This window comes from Kluyvera genomosp. 1 (genome assembly GCF_001266615.1).
GTDB classification, from domain to species: Bacteria; Pseudomonadota; Gammaproteobacteria; order Enterobacterales; family Enterobacteriaceae; genus Kluyvera; species Kluyvera cryocrescens_A.
On sequence record NZ_LGHZ01000012.1, the window covers coordinates 208,956 to 226,235 of the forward strand.

Annotated in this window: 17 protein-coding genes and 3 tRNA genes; 8 read left to right on the forward strand and 12 right to left on the reverse strand. The window is 52.4% G+C overall.

The annotated features are described in order from the left end of the window. Positions 1-122: 122 nt before the first annotated feature. Positions 123-902 (reverse strand): deoxyribose-phosphate aldolase, encoded by a 780-nt coding sequence (gene deoC / locus KP80_RS08415; RefSeq protein ID WP_052283189.1) that lies wholly within the window; start codon positions 900-902, stop codon positions 123-125. A 258-nt stretch (positions 903-1,160) separates the two neighbouring features. Here deoC and KP80_RS08420 point away from each other — a divergent pair, with 258 nt between their 5' ends. Together KP80_RS08420 and KP80_RS08425 are read left to right on the forward strand one after the other, a co-directional pair. Further along, complete coding sequence (locus KP80_RS08420; protein WP_052283190.1) at positions 1,161-2,711, forward strand: YjjI family glycine radical enzyme; 1,551 nt, start codon at positions 1,161-1,163, stop codon at positions 2,709-2,711. Continuing rightward, positions 2,683-3,546, forward strand: coding sequence for a YjjW family glycine radical enzyme activase (locus KP80_RS08425; protein ID WP_052283191.1), 864 nt, complete (start codon positions 2,683-2,685; stop codon positions 3,544-3,546). Before KP80_RS08420 ends, KP80_RS08425 begins: the two co-directional genes overlap by 29 nt. On the opposite strand, the gene KP80_RS08430 is transcribed toward KP80_RS08425, so the two are convergent. The 9 genes from KP80_RS08430 to KP80_RS22355 form a co-directional block, all read right to left on the reverse strand. Next, entirely contained in the window at positions 3,541-4,818 is a 1,278-nt protein-coding gene (locus tag KP80_RS08430; protein WP_052283192.1) for a NupC/NupG family nucleoside CNT transporter, read from the reverse strand. The genes KP80_RS08425 and KP80_RS08430 overlap by 6 nt on opposite strands. 146 nt (positions 4,819-4,964) lie before the next feature. Further along, positions 4,965-5,744: a metal-dependent hydrolase gene (locus KP80_RS08435; RefSeq protein ID WP_052283193.1), complete on the reverse strand. Its 780-nt coding sequence runs from the start codon at positions 5,742-5,744 to the stop codon at positions 4,965-4,967. After that, positions 5,741-6,814: a patatin-like phospholipase family protein gene (locus KP80_RS08440; RefSeq protein ID WP_052283194.1), complete on the reverse strand. Its 1,074-nt coding sequence runs from the start codon at positions 6,812-6,814 to the stop codon at positions 5,741-5,743. Before KP80_RS08440 ends, KP80_RS08435 begins: the two co-directional genes overlap by 4 nt. A gap of 123 nt (positions 6,815-6,937) precedes the next feature. After that, positions 6,938-7,099: a DUF1328 domain-containing protein gene (locus KP80_RS22350; protein WP_146751526.1), complete on the reverse strand. Its 162-nt coding sequence runs from the start codon at positions 7,097-7,099 to the stop codon at positions 6,938-6,940. 128 nt (positions 7,100-7,227) lie between these two features. After that, complete coding sequence (gene osmY / locus KP80_RS08445; protein ID WP_419772954.1) at positions 7,228-7,821, reverse strand: molecular chaperone OsmY; 594 nt, start codon at positions 7,819-7,821, stop codon at positions 7,228-7,230. A 405-nt stretch (positions 7,822-8,226) separates the two neighbouring features. Further along, positions 8,227-9,816, reverse strand: a complete 1,590-nt coding sequence (prfC, locus tag KP80_RS08450) for a peptide chain release factor 3 (protein WP_052283196.1) — start codon at positions 9,814-9,816, stop codon at positions 8,227-8,229. A 92-nt stretch (positions 9,817-9,908) separates the two neighbouring features. Next, complete coding sequence (yjjG, locus tag KP80_RS08455) at positions 9,909-10,586, reverse strand: pyrimidine 5'-nucleotidase (RefSeq protein ID WP_052283241.1); 678 nt, start codon at positions 10,584-10,586, stop codon at positions 9,909-9,911. A gap of 17 nt (positions 10,587-10,603) precedes the next feature. After that, entirely contained in the window at positions 10,604-11,050 is a 447-nt protein-coding gene (gene rimI, locus KP80_RS08460; RefSeq protein ID WP_052283242.1) for a ribosomal protein S18-alanine N-acetyltransferase, read from the reverse strand. Continuing rightward, positions 11,019-11,432 (reverse strand): DNA polymerase III subunit psi, encoded by a 414-nt coding sequence (locus tag KP80_RS22355; RefSeq protein WP_072129075.1) that lies wholly within the window; start codon positions 11,430-11,432, stop codon positions 11,019-11,021. The genes rimI and KP80_RS22355 overlap by 32 nt, the downstream gene beginning before the upstream one ends. Before the next feature lie 294 nt (positions 11,433-11,726). Here KP80_RS22355 and rsmC point away from each other — a divergent pair, with 294 nt between their 5' ends. The 4 genes from rsmC to KP80_RS08480 all read left to right on the forward strand — a co-directional run bounded on the left by rsmC (position 11,727) and on the right by KP80_RS08480 (position 13,240). Beyond that, entirely contained in the window at positions 11,727-12,758 is a 1,032-nt protein-coding gene (rsmC, locus tag KP80_RS08465; protein WP_052283197.1) for a 16S rRNA (guanine(1207)-N(2))-methyltransferase RsmC, read from the forward strand. A 164-nt stretch (positions 12,759-12,922) separates the two neighbouring features. Next, a tRNA-Leu gene (locus KP80_RS08470) sits at positions 12,923-13,009 on the forward strand. A gap of 27 nt (positions 13,010-13,036) precedes the next feature. Continuing rightward, positions 13,037-13,122, forward strand: a tRNA-Leu gene (locus tag KP80_RS08475). A gap of 32 nt (positions 13,123-13,154) precedes the next feature. Continuing rightward, positions 13,155-13,240 (forward strand) — tRNA-Leu (locus KP80_RS08480). Between the two features lie 34 nt (positions 13,241-13,274). Here the strand turns inward: KP80_RS08480 and KP80_RS08485 are convergent. Further along, entirely contained in the window at positions 13,275-13,514 is a 240-nt protein-coding gene (locus KP80_RS08485; RefSeq protein ID WP_052283198.1) for a DUF1435 domain-containing protein, read from the reverse strand. A 227-nt stretch (positions 13,515-13,741) separates the two neighbouring features. Here KP80_RS08485 and KP80_RS08490 point away from each other — a divergent pair, with 227 nt between their 5' ends. Both KP80_RS08490 and fhuF read left to right on the forward strand, forming a co-directional pair. Further along, positions 13,742-14,806: a GGDEF domain-containing protein gene (locus tag KP80_RS08490; RefSeq protein ID WP_052283199.1), complete on the forward strand. Its 1,065-nt coding sequence runs from the start codon at positions 13,742-13,744 to the stop codon at positions 14,804-14,806. Positions 14,807-14,908: 102 nt separating this feature from the next. Further along, positions 14,909-15,697 (forward strand): siderophore-iron reductase FhuF, encoded by a 789-nt coding sequence (gene fhuF, locus KP80_RS08495; protein WP_052283200.1) that lies wholly within the window; start codon positions 14,909-14,911, stop codon positions 15,695-15,697. Between the two features lie 36 nt (positions 15,698-15,733). Here the strand turns inward: fhuF and KP80_RS08500 are convergent, their stop codons facing one another. Further along, positions 15,734-17,080, reverse strand: coding sequence for a PTS sugar transporter subunit IIC (locus KP80_RS08500; protein WP_052283201.1), 1,347 nt, complete (start codon positions 17,078-17,080; stop codon positions 15,734-15,736). Positions 17,081-17,280 lie beyond the last annotated feature (200 nt).

A 17,280-nucleotide genomic window follows, 5' to 3' on the forward strand; every position in this document is an offset into this window, starting at 1 on the left:
CTCCCCCGACAAGGGAGAGGGAAGCGGATGACATGATTGGTTGTCATCACGTTACCCGGTTTTCGCCCTCTCCCATCCGGGGAGAGGGTTGGGGTGAGGGTGCACCCGTGAGTCATGAAGACTTAGTAGCTGCTTGCGCTTTTACCGTCGCCGTGGCCCAGCGCTTTCAGCAGGCTCGCCAGCAGGGAAGATGCGCCAAAGCGATAGTGACGGGAATCAGCCCAGTCAGCGCCAAACAGTTCGTCAGCAATTGACAGGAACAGCTGCGCGTCTTCTGCGCTGCGAACGCCGCCCGCCGGTTTGAAGCCGACGGTTTTTTCTACGCCCATATCACGAATGACTTCCATCATGATGCGCGCGCTTTCTGGGGTTGCGTTGACCGGAACTTTACCGGTAGAGGTTTTAATGAAATCAGCGCCAGCCTTGATAGAAATTTCAGAGGCTTTACGAATCAGCGCTTCTTCTTTCAGTTCACCGGTTTCGATGATCACTTTCAGCAGTACGTTCGCTGCCGCACAGGCCTCTTTACAGGCTTTAACCAGATCAAAACCGATCTGCTCGTTGCCTGCAATCAGCGCGCGGTATGGGAATACAACGTCAACTTCGTCAGCACCATAGGCAATCGCTGCGCGGGTTTCTGCCAGCGCGATATCGATATCGTCGTTACCGTGCGGGAAGTTGGTAACGGTGGCGATACGGATGTTCGGCGTACCCTGCTCGTTCAGCGTTTTACGGGCAATGGGAATGAAACGTGGGTAGATGCAGACTGCAGCAGTGTTGCCAACCGGCGTTTTTGCCTGATGACACAGGGCGATCACTTTCGCATCGGTGTCGTCTTCATTCAGGGTCGTTAAGTCCATCAACTGCAGCGCACGCAGGCTGCTTGCCTTTAAATCAGTCATTTTGCTCTCCGACGGCTCTTTGCCGTGTAAATCGTTACCTTGCGGGTCTGTGACTATTGTAACACTGCCCCACGCTCACACTTCGACTTTCATCACACTTAGTGAAAACTTCGTACAAATTTGCATTACAACAACGCGACACACTTCAAACTTTAGCCGTAAAGGTACGAATTAAAACGCCCATTCAGCCGCTGGGATCAAAGGATCGCCCTATCGCATTTCATACACTTCTCGCATCACTCGTCTGAGGAACCGAACATGCCAACATCGATTGATTCACCGCTGCTGACACAGTGCCAGCAAATTGTGACAAGCTCCGTGTTAACCCCGGAACAGAAACGTCATTTTCTGGCTCTCGAAGCCGAAAACGCCCTACCGTACCCCGAAATTTCAGCACAGGCTCAGGCGGCACTCGCCGACGGCGTGATCTGCGATATGTTCGAAGGGCATGCGCCCTATAAACCGCGATATGTCTTACCGGACTATGCGCGTTTCCTGGCGAACGGCTCAGCCTGGCTTGAGCTGGAAGGGGCCCAGGATCTGGATGACGCGCTTTCGCTGCTGACCATCCTGTATCACCATGTCCCTTCCGTCACCGCGATGCCGGTCTATCTCGGTCATCTGGATGAGCTATTGTCGCCTTATGTTATAATTCTAACACAAGATGAAATCGATATTCGAATAAAACGTTTCTGGCGCTATCTCGATCGCACGCTTCCTGACGCTTTCACTCACGTCAACATTGGCCCACACGATACGCCTATCACCCGCGCCATTTTACGTGCGGATGCCGAGTTAAAGCAGGTTGCGCCAAATCTAACCTTTATCTATGACCCGGAAATTACCCCTGACGATTTACTGCTACAGGTGGCACAAAATATTTGCGAGTGCAGCAAACCGCACATTGCCAACGGGCCATTAAATGATAAAATTTTCACAAAAGGCCAGTATGGTATCGTCAGCTGTTACAACTCGCTGCCGGTCTCTGGCGGCGGCAGCACCCTGGTACGGATGAACTTACAGCAGGTCGCCCTCCGTAGCCGTTCCATCGACGACTTCTTCAGCCATCAGTTGCCGCACTACTGCCAGTTGCAAACCGACATCATCAACGCGCGCAGCCGCTTCCTCTACGAACAATCTCACTTCTTTGAGAATAGCTTCCTGGTGAGCGAAGGCTTGATCGACCCGAACAGATTTGTTCCGATGTTCGGCATCTATTCGCTTGCCGAAGCCGTCAACGTGCTATGTGAGCGTGATGGCATTCAAGCGCGCTATGGCAAAGACGAACAGGCCAATCAACTTGCCTACCGCATCAGCGCCGAGCTTGCCGATTTTGTCTCCCGTACGCCGGTGCAATACGGCTGGCAACAGCGCGCGTTGCTACACGCGCAATCAGGGATCAGTTCTGACACCGGTACCACGCCGGGGGCACGTCTGCCATATGGAGATGAGCCAGACCCGATTACCCATTTACTCACCGTCGCGCCGCATCATGCGCACTATGCAGCAGGAATCAGCGACATCCTGACATTGGATGAAACGGTAAAACGTAATCCGCAAGCGGTGATGCAGCTGTGTCTCGGTGCTTTTAAGGTTGGGATGCGTGAATTCAGCGCTAACGTCAGCGGCAACGATTTGGTTCGCGTCACGGGCTATATGGTGCGCCTGTCAGATCTCGAGAAGTACCGCGCCGAAGGCTCACGCACCAACACCACGTGGCTTGGAGAAGAAGCCGCCCGCAATACCCGTATCCTGGAACGTCAACCTCGCGTCGTAAGCCATGAACAACAGATGCGCTTTAGTCAGTAAAATCATCCCATTTTCCTGCGTCGATGGGCCGGGCAGTCGCCTGGCTCTGTTTCTGCAGGGCTGCAACCTACGCTGCAAGAACTGCCACAACCCGTGGACCATGGGACGATGCAATGACTGCGGCGAATGCGTACCTCAGTGCCCCCATCAGGCGCTAAGTCTGCGCGAGGGGAAAGTATGCTGGCAGGCGGATGTCTGTCAGCAGTGCGACACCTGCCTGCATCTGTGTCCGCAGCAGGCGACGCCCATGGCTCAGACCATGAACGTTGAGCAGATTATACAACGAATACGCCAGGTAACGCCGTTCATCGAGGGCATTACCGTCAGCGGCGGGGAAGCCACCACTCAGTTGCCGTTTGTCTGCGCCCTCTTCCAATGCGTAAAGGAAACGCCTGAACTCAAGCACCTGACTTGTCTCGTCGATAGCAACGGCGAATTACCGCTTACCGGCTGGGAGAAACTGCGTCCAGTGTGTGATGGCGTGATGGTCGATTTAAAGTCGTGGGACAACGCCGTGCATCAGGCGCTCACAGGTAGAGGCAACGCCCGGATCAAACAAAGTATCCAGTGGCTAGCGCAGCAGGGAATGTTGAGCGAGTTACGGTTACTGGTGATCCCGGAACAGACGGATTATCTGCAAGAATCCGTCGCGCTGAGCGCATTTATCGCCAGTCTGGGTGACGTGCCCGTGCGCCTGAATGCGTTTCACGCTCACGGAGTCTATGGAGAAGCAAAAACATGGCGCAGCGCTGGGCCGCAGGATATTGAAGCAGTCAGCCAGGCGCTGCAGGCCGGAGGAATAACGAGGCTTATCCCTCCGGCACTGTACTTATAGGGCTAAGAACACACCGGCGATGGTCGCACTCATCAGATTCGAGAGCGTACCCGCCGCGACCGCTTTCAGGCCCAACTGCGCGATTTCCTGACGACGATTAGGTGCCATGCTGCCCAACCCACCGATAAGAATCGCAATCGAAGAGAGGTTCGCAAAGCCGCACAGCGCAAAGGAGATGATCGCTTTGGTGTGGTTAGAAATCACCTGCAGCCCGGCCGCCGCAACGTCGGCATCCGCTTTCAGGTACTCACCAAAGTTCATGTAGGCCACGAATTCGTTGATCACCAGCTTCTGACCGATAAAGGAACCGGCCACCGTGGCTTCACTCCACGGAACGCCAATCACCCATGCCAGCGGCGAGAAGACCCAGCCCAAAATCAGCTGTAGAGACAGGTCTGGATAGTTAAACCAGCCGCCAACGCCAGAGAGAATGCCGTTAAGCAGTGCAATCAACGCGATAAACGCCAGCAGCATAGCCCCAACGTTCAGCGCCAGCTGCATCCCAGATGCTGCACCCGATGCAGCGGCATCCAGTACGTTGGCTGGTGCATCCGCATCTTTTTCATTCTTTTCAAGAGTTGGCGAATCATGCGGCGTTTCCGTTTCCGGCACGATGATTTTCGCGAACAGCAGGCCACCCGGTGCCGCCATAAACGACGCTGCAATCAGGTATTCCAACGGTACACCCATCTGTGCGTAACCGGCGAGTACAGACCCCGCCACCGACGCCAGGCCACCACACATCACCGCAAACAGCTCGGAACGGGTCATGGTTGCAATGTAGGGACGCACCACCAGAGGCGCTTCCGTCTGGCCAACGAAAATATTCGCCGTGGCCGACAGTGATTCCGTACGGGAGGTTTTAAGCACCGCACGCAGCGCCCCGCCCAGAATACGAATCACAAACTGCATGATGCCGAGGTAATACAACACCGCAATCAGTGAGGAGAAGAAGACGATGACTGGCAGAACGCGCAGCGCAAAGACAAAGCCGCCGCCGCCAAACACTTCAAACATTTTATCGGAAACCAAGCCACCGAAGAGGAAACCAATCCCTTCGTTGCCATAGGCAATCACGTTAGCGACGCCTTCCGACATTGCCAGCAGCACTTTTCGCCCGGCGGGCACATAGAGAATTAACGCACCAATGCCGACCTGTAAAAGCCAGGCACCCAGCACGGTTCGGAGATTAATCGCTTTACGATTACTGGAAAGCAGCAAGGCGATGGCTAGTAGCACCACCATGCCAATAAGTCCCATGAGGATTTGCATACAGAGTCCCTGTGTATTGAAAAACATGATAATTACGGCAGAACAACGCGGCGATTATAACGTCACGTAATTATCTTTTTCGGGCAATGTCACAGGTTTAGCGCAACAGAAACGGGTTAAAAAGTAATAATGAGATCTAAGTCACCCTACAAGTTCGAAAATAGTGCAGTGGTATTCTCGTAGAGCGCGTGGGCTATCTCATCCGGCGACTCCTGCCGTAAAGCACACAGGTGCGTAAAGACATCGGCAGCCCGCTCCGGACGGTTCGGCTGCCCCTGATAACCATTCAGCGGCATATCGGGCGCGTCGGTCTCCAGGACCAGCGACTGTAGGGGCAATCTTGCCATCACGGCACGGGTTTTACTCGCTCGGGGATAAGATATCGTACCGCCAACGCCAATTTTATACCCCAGTTGCACGAAGCGCTCCGCCTGCTGCAGGCTGCCGGCGAAACCATGCACCACGCCGGTTCGCGGAAGGTTATGCCGTTTTAGATGCAACGCTAGCTTATCGTGGGTCCGACGCGAGTGAAGGATAACCGGCAGATCGTAGCGTTTCGCCAGCTGCAATTGAGCATCCAGCAGGTACTGTTGGCGCTCAAACTGCGGATTTTCTCGATACAGGTCGAGACCGATTTCGCCCACAGCAACTAATTTTAATGGCTTCATGGCTATTTTCGTTTCCAGCGCTGCCAGGCACTCATCGCGATGACGCTCCACCACAATGGGATGCAACCCAAGCGCAGCGTACAGTGGAGCAAACTGCTCGGCCAGCGCCAGCACGCGTGGGAAGTTATCGGCTTCGGTGGCTGGGATAATGATCTTGCCAATACCGGCAGCGGCGGCGCGCTCGATACTTGCCGCTTCATCGCCGGTAAACGGAGGGAAATCAAAATGGCAGTGGGTATCAATGAAACGGCCGTTCACGCCAGATCCTTATCATTAAAAAGTGTATCGTTTCCGGGTAACACGCCGGCCATTGCCGCCGTGGGTATCTCGTTCGCAGCCGGTATTTCGGTAATGGGCTGCGCAATAGACGTCACGCTCGGTGAACGGTGGCGTACAAGCGGCGGTTTCTCCACTAACAGTTTACCGATGGTCGCCAGAAAGTAGCGCCCGCATAAGCGCCCAATCTTATAGTCCTGACGCAGTGCCGGTATGCCGCTCCCTAGCGCCATGCTGAGTAACGGTTTCGGCGGATAGATTTCAAAAATACGCAGTTTACCCGGCGGGTTTTCAATAAATTGCTGGATTTCGGAATAGCTGGCTTCATGGTGCTGTACCAGGTTCACCAGTGGCTGCAAGCTACTCTCACCGAGCCAACGCTCCATGCGTTTAAACCATTGTGGCGTGTAATACATTTGCGACGGAACGGTACGGATAACCACCAGCGTCTTTGCTCCCTGCCTCGCAGCCTCGCGAACCGGAATCGCATCGCTCACACCGCCATCAAGGTAACTGACGCCATCCAGTGCGACACCGGGTCGGTAAAAACCAGGAATCGCGCTGGAAGCACGAATAATATCGAGCCAATTCTGCTTGGTGGGCGAAAAATAACTGGGCGTATAGTCATCGCTACGGCAGGCACAGATATAAAAGGATTTACCGAGTTCAAACAGGCGTTCGGCGGTTTCCATCGCCAGCGGCATTTGCCCCGCAGTAGAGCCAACCAGCCAGTCGAGATCGATAAGGTTACCGCCGCGGACAAAGCGAACCGGGTCGAAAAACTCCCGCCGGGTGGTGTAGCGCATGATGACTTTACGTCCATACCCCGGTTGATGACACAAGTAGGCAGAAAGATTTTGCGCCCCCGCAGAGGTGCCATAATAGAGGTCGAAAGGGTTGAACCGTGCCCGCATAAACTCATCAAGCACTCCCGCGGTGAAAATACCACGCTGCCCGCCACCTTCACAGACCAGCGCCATGCGGCCGGGTTTAAAACGACTCAGCGATAATGGCGAAATATTGCCAAGCGTGACGGGTATACGCTGCCCCACCTCTGCCTACCTGTTTTTTTGATTCTTCAGTATTACAAAGTAGCCTAATTTCCCGTCGGCTAAAACTAATAAAGCCAGTCCACTGGACTGGCTTTGCTGTTGTACTCGTTTTCGCGTGTCGTTCTAAGGCCGTTTACGCCCGGCAAACAGGCTGACCAGGAAGATAATGATCCCCACAACAAACACGATTTTTGCTGCCCAAGCAGCGGTACCCGCCAATCCACCAAATCCTAATGCGGCGGCAATTAACGCGATAACCAGAAATATAATGCCCCAACGAAACATAAGCTTCTCCTTTACCATAGTTAATGTCGACCGCTTGCTATGAACGTTCAAACCACTCATATGCACTATTTTTAGTGTGGTGCACATTTTGCCTCCTGCCAAATATCAGGAGACAAAATGACCACTTATTACTGCGTTTTCAGATCATTTTTGACGCTTTTCACGCCGTCAACCGCTTTGGCGATACTTTCAGCGCGATCGCTTTGTGCCTGAGATTTCACCGTCCCTGACAGCTGGACAACGCCATCGGTGGTCTCGACTTTCACGTTACGCGAAGGAACGATGTCATCCGCCAGCAGTTTCGCTTTTACTTCGCTGGTCGTTGCCGTATCTCCGGCATAGCCTTTAATCGAACTTTCTTTGCTGTCGCGGACGTGGAGTTTGTCACTCACAGAGGTGACCCCCTCAACCGCTTTTGCCGCCGCAACGGCGGCTTCGGCCTGAGCCTGGCTTTGCACAAAGCCACTCAACGTCACGACTTTTTTCTCTGTTTTCACCGAGATATCGGTGCTCTTAATACTGTCGTTATCCACCAGGGCTGCTTTGACTTTCGCCGTGATGGTGCTGTCATCCATAAAGCTTCCCACTTTATTCCCTGCACTTTCGGCACTCGCCTGCGCCTTATCCATCGTCGTTGTTTCCGCATAAACGGAACCGGTGGCTACAGCAGAGGTCAGCATCACGGCAAGCAGAGTTTTGGACATCGTCATTTTTTTCATCATCAATGTATTCCTATCTGTTTTGCTCGTAATTTGAGCATGAGCAACACGCTGGTTGCATTGCTGAATAGGGTAAGAATCCCCTATGGCCGCGTATTTCTAACGGTTGCCCGAATCCATCGAACTCATCATTCACCGCTAAATCGCGTCCAAATCCAGTTATTAATATTGCGATAGAAATAAATGTTAGCTTTAAGCGCTTATCCAAAATTGAAAATCAGAATTTAAAGCCAACACAGATGTCATCGCTTTGTTAAATATAGATCACAATTTTGAAACCGCTCGCTTCGTTGTGCAAAAAACAAACAGTTAGCGAAAAAAGGGAGGGAATTAGGAACTTTCCGTAAGAGGCTAATAAGGAAGGAAAAGTGTCAGGATGCAGCGGCTGCCGCATCCTGAAGAGGTTTTTTAGTGCTCGCGAGTTTTACGGAACTCAACGTCAGGATAACGCTCCTGAGTCAGGTTCAGGTTGACCATGGTCGGCGCGATATACGTCAGGTTATCGCCGCCGTCGAGCGCCAGCTGAATTTCGTTCTTACGCTTAAACTCTTCGAATTTCTTCACGTCCTTGCCTTCGACCCAGCGGGCAGTGGCGACGTTAACGGATTCGTAGATAGCTTCAACGTTGTATTCGCTTTTCAGGCGGGCTACGACCACGTCAAACTGCAGCACACCAACGGCGCCTACAATCAAATCGTTGTTAGCGATTGGGCGGAATACCTGTACCGCACCTTCTTCCGACAGCTGGACCAGACCTTTCAGCAGCTGTTTTTGTTTCAACGGGTCTTTCAGGCGGATACGACGGAACAGTTCAGGTGCGAAGTTCGGAATACCGGTGAACTTCATCATTTCACCCTGAGTAAAGGTGTCGCCAATCTGAATCGTGCCGTGGTTATGCAGGCCGATGATATCGCCCGGATAGGCTTCTTCAACGTGCGAGCGGTCACCGGCCATAAAGGTCAGCGCGTCGGAAATCACCACGTCCTTACCAATACGTACCTGACGCAGCTTCATGCCTTTTTCATATTTACCGGACACCACGCGCATAAACGCCACACGGTCGCGGTGTTTCGGGTCCATGTTGGCCTGAATTTTAAAAACAAAGCCGGTGAACTTCTCATCCTGCGCTTCAACCAGACGCGTATCTGTGCGACGCGGCATCGGTGCCGGAGCCCACTCCACTAAACCGTCAAGCATATGGTCTACGCCAAAGTTACCCAGCGCGGTCCCGAAGAATACAGGGGTAATTTCGCCAGCCAGGAACAGCTCTTTATCGAACTCGTTGGATGCGCCCTGAACCAGTTCCAGCTCATCACGCAGCTGCTGCGCCAGGTCTTCGCCCACCGCGGCATCCAGTTCCGGGTTGTTCAGACCTTTAACAATGCGCACTTCCTGGATGGTGTGGCCCTTACCGGTCTGGTACAGATAGGTTTCATCTTTATAAAGATGGTACACACCTTTGAACAGCTTGCCGCAGCCAATCGGCCAGGTGATAGGCGCACAGCCGATTTTCAGCTCGCGCTCCACTTCATCCAGCACTTCCATCGGATCGCGGATGTCACGGTCAAGTTTGTTCATGAAGGTCAGGATCGGCGTGTCACGCAGACGGGTGACTTCCATCAGCTTACGAGTACGATCCTCGACCCCTTTTGCGGCATCAATCACCATTAAACAGCAGTCCACCGCCGTCAGAGTACGGTAGGTATCTTCCGAGAAGTCTTCGTGCCCCGGGGTGTCCAGCAGGTTCACCAGGCAGTCGTGATACGGGAACTGCATGACGGAGGTGGTAATGGAGATCCCACGCTGTTTTTCCATCTCCATCCAGTCAGATTTTGCATGCTGGCTGGAGCCACGGCCTTTTACGGTACCCGCAGTCTGAATGGCCTGTCCGAATAACAGAACCTTTTCAGTAATTGTCGTTTTACCGGCATCCGGGTGAGAAATAATGGCAAAAGTGCGGCGCTTGGCCACCTCTTGCAGATAAGGAGACAACGTCATAATTCATTCTTCTTAGTAAACGCGGCAACGCGCCACGCATGTTGAATACGAAAAAATTGCGGCTATTTTACCCATCAATGGGGGGCTGGCAATCACTGTTTACACAGGAGTAACTCCAGTTCAGGCAATGAGGTCACCGTCCAGTCAGGCTTAATGCCTTCTGGCAGCGGACGTTGATGGGCATTTAACCAGCAGGTAGCCCAACTGGCGTTCATGCCACCGCGAATATCAGACTCGGCGGTATCGCCAACCATGAGTACGCGAGAACGGTCCGGGTTCCCGGCCAGTTCCAGGGTATAGTCAAAGATCCGGCGATCCGGCTTTGCGACACCCACTTCTTCCGAAATTATCAGCAGTTCAAAATGGTCGCGTAGCCCCGTGCGTTCCAGACGCGTCTGCTGCAGCGAGGTGAAGCCGTTGGTGATAATGCCCATTTTCACCTTTCCTTGCAGCGCATTCAGCAGCGATACCGCTCCCGGTAGCGGCGCACAGATCTCGGCCATCGCATTCATAAAAGCATCGTTAAGATCGCCTGGATGGACGTTTAAACGTTCTGCCCAACTGGTAAAGCGCTGATGTTGAAGCTGGAGCGAGGTAATCGCGCCATTCTGGTAATCCACCCACAGCGGTTTATTGATCGCCTGGTAGTCCTGAAAATCTTCCGCGGTAAATGTCACGCTATAGTCGAGAAACATCCGCTGTAGGCCGCTAAACGAGTCAAACGTAAACAGCGTCTCGTCGGCATCGAAGAAAATCCAGTCCCACTTCATCATCTTTTCACCTTGTCTTACATACTGATGGGCAGCGCCATAATAATGGCATCCTCACGGCCTTCTGCCGTCGGATAATAGTTGCGACGAATGGTCGCTTCGTTAAAGCCTAAACTCTCATACAACGCGATAGCCGCGTGATTTGACGCACGAACCTCAAGCCATAGCGTCGCCACACCGCGCGTTTCTAATGAATCAATGAGATGTTCAAGCAGTTCACGCCCCAGGCCACGGCGCTGATAATCAGGGTCGACGGCAATATTAAACAGCGTCGCTTCATCCAGGACAATTTGCGTAATCGCAAAGGCCGCCATCTCACCATCGACTGACATCTGGAGATTCAGATAGCGTTCACCCTGATTGCTGGCAAAGGTTTGTTCACTCCAGGGAAACGCATGGGCGCGTTTTTCAATGTCAAAGGCGCGAGGTAAATCAGTCGTGCTGAGGATAGAAATCGTGTTCATGGGCGCAAATTTGTTGCCAAAGCGCGGCGCGCGCAGGCGCGCTGGCTTGCAGTTCATTAAATGTAGGCGTCGTAAGGACAACGCCTTCCAGCGTGGCTGATGCCGTATTGCCAAGATGCCAACAATGACAGCGGCTGCCCTCGGGCAGCATGGCGACACGATCGGGCGTCAGCGGTAAAACCTGGTCAGGCGTAAGACATAACGCGCGAAGAATATCGCTTATTAATGGCTCCGTCAGCGCGGGTAACGCTTCCCCCACCATCACTAAACGAACATGCTGCGGGAGCGTAATGGCGATTTCACCCTGCAGTACCCCGGGGCGGTGCAGTGACCACTGGGTAATACCCAACTGTTGTAATTGCCAGTCTCGCCGGGATGTCATGTGAAATGCTCCTGTCTATCAAGGGCGCAAATATAGCAAATTCATCGAAACTGCGCCAATGACACTCTCTATTCACAAAATCATTCGAGTTGTATCACCAAACGCCTTAGCGTTTTGAACAGCGCTTGTGCTGGCCCCGAAGGGGCGAGGCTGCAAGCCGAGTAACCCAGCAAGCAAGTGCATCCCTGGATGCGTACATAAGTAGGTGACTGGGGTGAAAGAGTGCAGCCAACGTAGAGGCAACTTGCAGGATGACGTGTATAATCGCCGCTTAAGTTTATTGAGGAATAATTCATGTCTGCTTTTACCCCGGCAAGTGAAGTCTTGCTGCGCCACAGTGATGATTTCGAACAGAGCCGTATTTTCTTTGCCGGCGATTTGCAGGATGACCTGCCCGCTCGTCTGGAAACCGCGGCCAGCCGCGCACATACCCAGCAATACCACCACTGGCAGGTACTGAGTCGCCAGATGAATGACAACGTCCGTTTTAGCCTTGTGGCCGAAGCGGAAGATGTGGCGGACAGCGATACCTTTATCTACTACTGGCCGAAAAACAAGCCAGAAGCGCAGTTCCAACTGATGAATATTCTGTCCCTGCTGCCGGTCGGCACGGATATTTTCGTTGTCGGCGAGAACCGTAGCGGTGTGCGTAGCGCAGAGCAGATGCTGGCGGAGTTCGCACCGCTCAACAAAATTGATAGCGCCCGCCGTTGTGGTCTGTACCACGGTCGTCTGGAAAAGCAGCCGACATTCGATGCAGATGCTTTCTGGGGCGAATACGCTCAGGGCGATCTGACCATCAAAACGCTGCCAGGCGTCTTCAGTCGTGATGGTCTGGATGTGGGTAGCCAACTGTTGCTCTCTACGCTGACTCCGCATACTAAAGGCAAAGTGCTGGATGTGGGCTGTGGCGCGGGCGTGCTTGCGGTTTCATTGGCTAATCATTCACCGAAGGTTCGTTTAACGCTATGCGACGTGAATGCAGCAGCAGTCGAAGCCAGCCGCGCAACGCTTGCAGCAAACGGTATTGAGGGCGAGGTTCTGGCGAGCAATGTCTTCTCCGAGATCAACGGTCGTTTCGACATGATTATCTCCAACCCACCGTTCCATGATGGCATGCAAACCAGCCTGGATGCCGCACAGACTCTGATCCGCGGAGCGGTGCGTCATCTGAACAGCGGTGGCGAACTGCGCATCGTGGCCAACGCCTTCCTGCCGTATCCGGCGATACTGGACGAAATGTTTGGTTTCCATGAAGTGATCGCTCAAACCGGACGCTTCAAAGTCTATCGCGCCATCATGACCCGTCAGGCGAAAAAGGCTTAATCCACAGGCCGGATGACGCATAAACGCGGCATCCGGCTCAAAACTGAGGCAATCGCCGTTTTTTGCAGCAATCACGCACCGACCTACAATTAAGTATTGACGTCAAGCGTAAAACCACTAGAATGCGCCTCCGTGGTAACGATACTTTTTTGTATCGATGGTATGCGAAGGTGGCGGAATTGGTAGACGCGCTAGCTTCAGGTGTTAGTGTCCTTTCGGACGTGGGGGTTCAAGTCCCCCCCCTCGCACCATAAACCACGTTATATCGCTCGCACTGTGCGAAGGTGGCGGAATTGGTAGACGCGCTAGCTTCAGGTGTTAGTGTCCTTAGGATGTGGGGGTTCGAGTCCCCCCCCTCGCACCACGAGGGCGATATAATAGCAACGAGACTTCTGTGCGAAGGTGGCGGAATTGGTAGACGCGCTAGCTTCAGGTGTTAGTGTCCTTAGGATGTGGGGGTTCGAGTCCCCCCCCTCGCACCAGCATTCTCGTTCTCTCCCTGAAATTCCTCCTTGATTATTCCATCATTTTTAAATTCATCGTTATCAAGACAATGCCGCCGATCAAAGCAATGCATGATGGCAGCAGTACGAAATGACGTAGCTGACGATGCCAAATCATTACGCAGCTTAACAGCAAACCGACAACAATCACTGCGCGCCAAACGTCCGCCGACAGGCCCATTGTACTCAGTATCGCCAACGCAACACCCGGAATCAGAACGCCCCAGCCACTGCCTAATGTTCTTTGCAACATGACCCAACCCGCAAATGATAATGATACTCAATATCATATGTTATTTTTTGTTATTTGTCAGCTTATACGCTAAGGTTTCATAATCATTAATGACATGAATATTGTATGGTGATACGTTGTATAAAAATAATATGTCGAATAATTATATATTCGCGTTTTAACGCATCTTTTATTCTTGTTTTTTATGCACTTAATTATTTATTTAAGGCTGACTACAACTTCAAACAATGACTGTACAATCATGGCGCACGCTGCGCGCACAAAAATATCAGCTCACGTTCAGGCTGTATTTGTTTCTAAACCTCGTCTCATCGGCGCTATCTGTCTTGAGCCCGATATATGACGTCAATATTTTCCCTCTGCCCGCAACGCTGATTGCGGTAGGCAGCGGAATACTGCTGCTCTGGAACTGGCGATATTCCCGTATCCGTTTGAATGTACCGATAATTTCGGCAGCCTTTGGCTGTTTTTGGGCGTGGCATACTTTAAGTAAAACTCAGGTCCTTTATTCGGCAAACGACAATTTCCAACTTGTAGCGCTATTCAGCGTACTATTTGTTGGGACGATTGCATTTTCAAATAATATCATCGCCTTTGCGCTACATTCACTGCCAACCTTTATTGTCTGTTTAGCAACCAGTGACACCGACCAATGGTGGCGAATGGTCTACTGCTTCGCACTACCATTAATTGGTATTGCCATCCAATACGTTATCCAGCGACGTAACGATACTTTCGCCCAGGGATTAATGTATAAGCTGCTGGAAGAGCGAGAAACCCTAAACGGCCTGAGCATGCTTGACCCGCTGACCGGTCTCTATAACCGCCGTGGCTTCCAGTTCCGTCTGGAGTCGCTGCTGGCGGTAGGAACGGGGCAGCACTCAGTATTGCTGTTAGATATTGACCATTTTAAGGCCTATAACGATCATTATGGCCATATGATGGGTGACCAGGCGCTTATGCGTGTCTCTGCCGCTATTCGCAATTCTGTACGCTCACGCGACATTGTGACGCGTTTTGGCGGTGAAGAGTTCATGGTGCTACTGCCACACTGTGATATCCCGACCGCCATGCAGGCGGCAGAACGCATTCGTCAGCACGTGTATGATCTCAAAATCCCACATATGTTTAACGCCAGCGTCGCAACCCATGTGACCGTCAGCATTGGTGTCGCCCCGCTGATAGATAAAGACATCAACGCCTCGATGGCCATGGCGGATAAAGCGCTATACGAAGCCAAAAACATGGGACGTAATAACATTCTGAACAGCGATCAGATTCCCGCCGTCTAAGTTCACAAAAATCAGGCGCAGGTGACAAACCGCTTGCGCCTGATTTCATCTATAGCTACGATTACTAATCATTATCATTTAGGTTTGTATCTCGCTATTCCTATGGCTTATCGTTCCGCTCCCATTATTGATGATCTGATCTGGCGTACGCCGCTCTCACCGAGCGAAAATGCGTTAGCGGAATCGGTGCGTGCGAAAATAACCGAACAGCGTCCACATATGCTGGAGCTGTTTCGCCTGAATGAAGATACTCCAGACCGTGCTAAAACACTGGCTGAATGGGCAAAACCCGCGGAGTTAAGCTCGCTGCTAGCCGTCTACTCCGATCATATCTACCGTCATCAGCCAACGCAGACGAGGGAAAGTAAGCCGCTGATTTCGCTCTGGGCGCAGTGGTATATCGGCCTGTTAGTACCGCCATTAATGTTGGCGCTGTTGACTGAAGAATCGGCTATTTCCCTCTCTCCTGACCATTTCCGCGTGGAATTTCACGAGACAGGCCGCGCGGCCTGCTTCTGGGTCGATGTGTACCACGATCTCCGCGCCAGCCAGAAACCCGTCGCCGACCGTATGGATAACATCGTGACACAGGCGCTGATGCCTGTCGTTGAGGCTCTGGAAGCAACGGGGGATATCAACGGTAAGCTTATCTGGAGTAATACCGGTTATTTAATTAACTGGTATCTCGGTGAGATGATCGCACTTCTGGGTGAGGAACAGGTTAGCCTGCTGCGCCAACGCTGCTTCTTTGCCAAAACGCTCGCTAACGGTCAGGATAACCCACTGTGGCGTACCGTGGTCATGCGGGATGGTCGTTTAGTTCGCCGTACCTGCTGCCAGCGCTACCGCCTGCCAGACGTTCAACAATGCGGTGATTGCACGCTGAAATAATCAACGGGGCTTTCGCCCCGTTGATATCCTACCGATTTATGCAACCTGCTGGCTTTCTTCTGCCGCCGCACGCTGCGCCTCTTCTTCTTCCTGCTCAAGCAATTGTTTTTCGTAGACTTTAAAGAATGGATAGTAAATAACCGCTGAAACACACGCCAGCAGCACAACCAGAATTGCCGCACGGAAGTCCCAGCCAAGTGCCCACGCGCCACCGATTGGTGCAGGCGCAGTCCACGGTACAACGGAGATCACGCGACCAATCAGATCCAGTTTCATTGCCGCCCAAGCCAGAATGGCGTTAACCATCGGCGCCAACAGGAACGGAATAAAGAACACCGGGTTCATTACGATTGGCGTACCAAAAATCACCGGCTCATTGATATTGAACAGGCTAGGCACCACGCTCAGGCGACCAATTGAGCGCAGATGCGCTGAGCGGCTACGCAGGTAGCAGAACACCAGTCCCATCGTCGCACCGGAACCGCCCACTACGATAAAGAAGGTCCAGAAGGCCTCCATAAAGATGTGTGGCAAAGGCGCACCTTGTGCCAGCGCAGTCTGGTTCAGGCCCAGGTTGGTCAGCCAGAACATCTGCAGCATGCCAGAGACAATCGCCGCACCATGGATGCCAGCAAACCACAGCAGGTGACCGATCAGGACCGCCAGCAGAATGGCCGGTAAAGAGTCAGCTGCGGAAACCAGCGGTTTAAATACCGACATAATGGCCTGTGGGATCAGCATGTCGAATTGGCTTTGAATGAACAGACTTAGGGGGTACAGCGTCAGCACTACAACCAGTACAGGAATCAACAGATCAAAGGAGTTTTTGATCATCGGCGGCACCTGGTCCGGCAGGCGGATACCAATGTTGCGGATTTTCAGAAAGCGCATCATTTCGACACAGTAGACCGCCACCAGAATTGCGGTGAAAATACCGGTTCCACCAAGACTGTCTACAGGCAGATGACCGCTGGTTTTGGGTGCAGCAACCAGCAGAAATGCCATAATTGACAGCATGGAGCACATGAACGGGTCGAGCTGATTGGTTTTTTCGTAGTGCTTACCCAAGTTGTACGATATTGCCGCGCAGATATAGATCGACATTATGCCCATCGTCATATCAAACGGCGTCAGAATACGCCCTTCAAATTCTTTGGCCAGGTCTAGCCACGCGCGAGCAAAGCCCCAAGTGGTATCCGGTGAAAACGGTGGATAAGCAAACACTAACAAGAACGACCCAACGATCATGAAAGGCATCGCGGAGATAAAACCGTCACGGATAGCCATGACGTGGCGCTGAGATGAAATCCGTCCTGCAACGGGACTGACGTAATTTTCTACAAAACGAAATATTAAATTAAATGCAGCGTGATTAGCAGACATAGCAGCCCTCCTGACAGGCTTGAGACGTAAGCACAGCAACAACGATTTTGCCGACGCATAACTGGGCATACGATGAACTACCATGACGCGCGGATGTGTGGCCCGCATTGATGTTCATTTGAATACAGTTCATACACGGCTCTTATTATAGATACAAAGGAAGTTACCACCGCAGTATCAGTCGCCGCGCAAAGAACAGC

Bases quoted from the DNA above. Each gene is read 5' to 3' on its own strand.
- deoC (WP_052283189.1), bottom strand. From the start codon at position 902: ATGACTGATTTAAAGGCAAGCAGCCTGCGTGCGCTGCAGTTGATGGAC.
- KP80_RS08490 (WP_052283199.1), top strand. From the start codon at position 13,742: ATGACTGTACAATCATGGCGCACGCTGCGCGCACAAAAATATCAGCTC.
- prfC (WP_052283196.1), bottom strand. From the start codon at position 9,816: ATGACGTTGTCTCCTTATCTGCAAGAGGTGGCCAAGCGCCGCACTTTT.
- osmY (WP_419772954.1), bottom strand. From the start codon at position 7,821: ATGATGAAAAAAATGACGATGTCCAAAACTCTGCTTGCCGTGATGCTG.
- KP80_RS08485 (WP_052283198.1), bottom strand. From the start codon at position 13,514: ATGTTGCAAAGAACATTAGGCAGTGGCTGGGGCGTTCTGATTCCGGGT.
- KP80_RS22350 (WP_146751526.1), bottom strand. From the start codon at position 7,099: ATGTTTCGTTGGGGCATTATATTTCTGGTTATCGCGTTAATTGCCGCC.
- KP80_RS22355 (WP_072129075.1), bottom strand. From the start codon at position 11,432: ATGACATCCCGGCGAGACTGGCAATTACAACAGTTGGGTATTACCCAG.
- rimI (WP_052283242.1), bottom strand. From the start codon at position 11,050: ATGAACACGATTTCTATCCTCAGCACGACTGATTTACCTCGCGCCTTT.
- yjjG (WP_052283241.1), bottom strand. From the start codon at position 10,586: ATGAAGTGGGACTGGATTTTCTTCGATGCCGACGAGACGCTGTTTACG.
- KP80_RS08420 (WP_052283190.1), top strand. From the start codon at position 1,161: ATGCCAACATCGATTGATTCACCGCTGCTGACACAGTGCCAGCAAATT.
- KP80_RS08425 (WP_052283191.1), top strand. From the start codon at position 2,683: ATGAACAACAGATGCGCTTTAGTCAGTAAAATCATCCCATTTTCCTGC.
- KP80_RS08500 (WP_052283201.1), bottom strand. From the start codon at position 17,080: ATGTCTGCTAATCACGCTGCATTTAATTTAATATTTCGTTTTGTAGAA.
- KP80_RS08430 (WP_052283192.1), bottom strand. From the start codon at position 4,818: ATGCAAATCCTCATGGGACTTATTGGCATGGTGGTGCTACTAGCCATC.
- rsmC (WP_052283197.1), top strand. From the start codon at position 11,727: ATGTCTGCTTTTACCCCGGCAAGTGAAGTCTTGCTGCGCCACAGTGAT.
- fhuF (WP_052283200.1), top strand. From the start codon at position 14,909: ATGGCTTATCGTTCCGCTCCCATTATTGATGATCTGATCTGGCGTACG.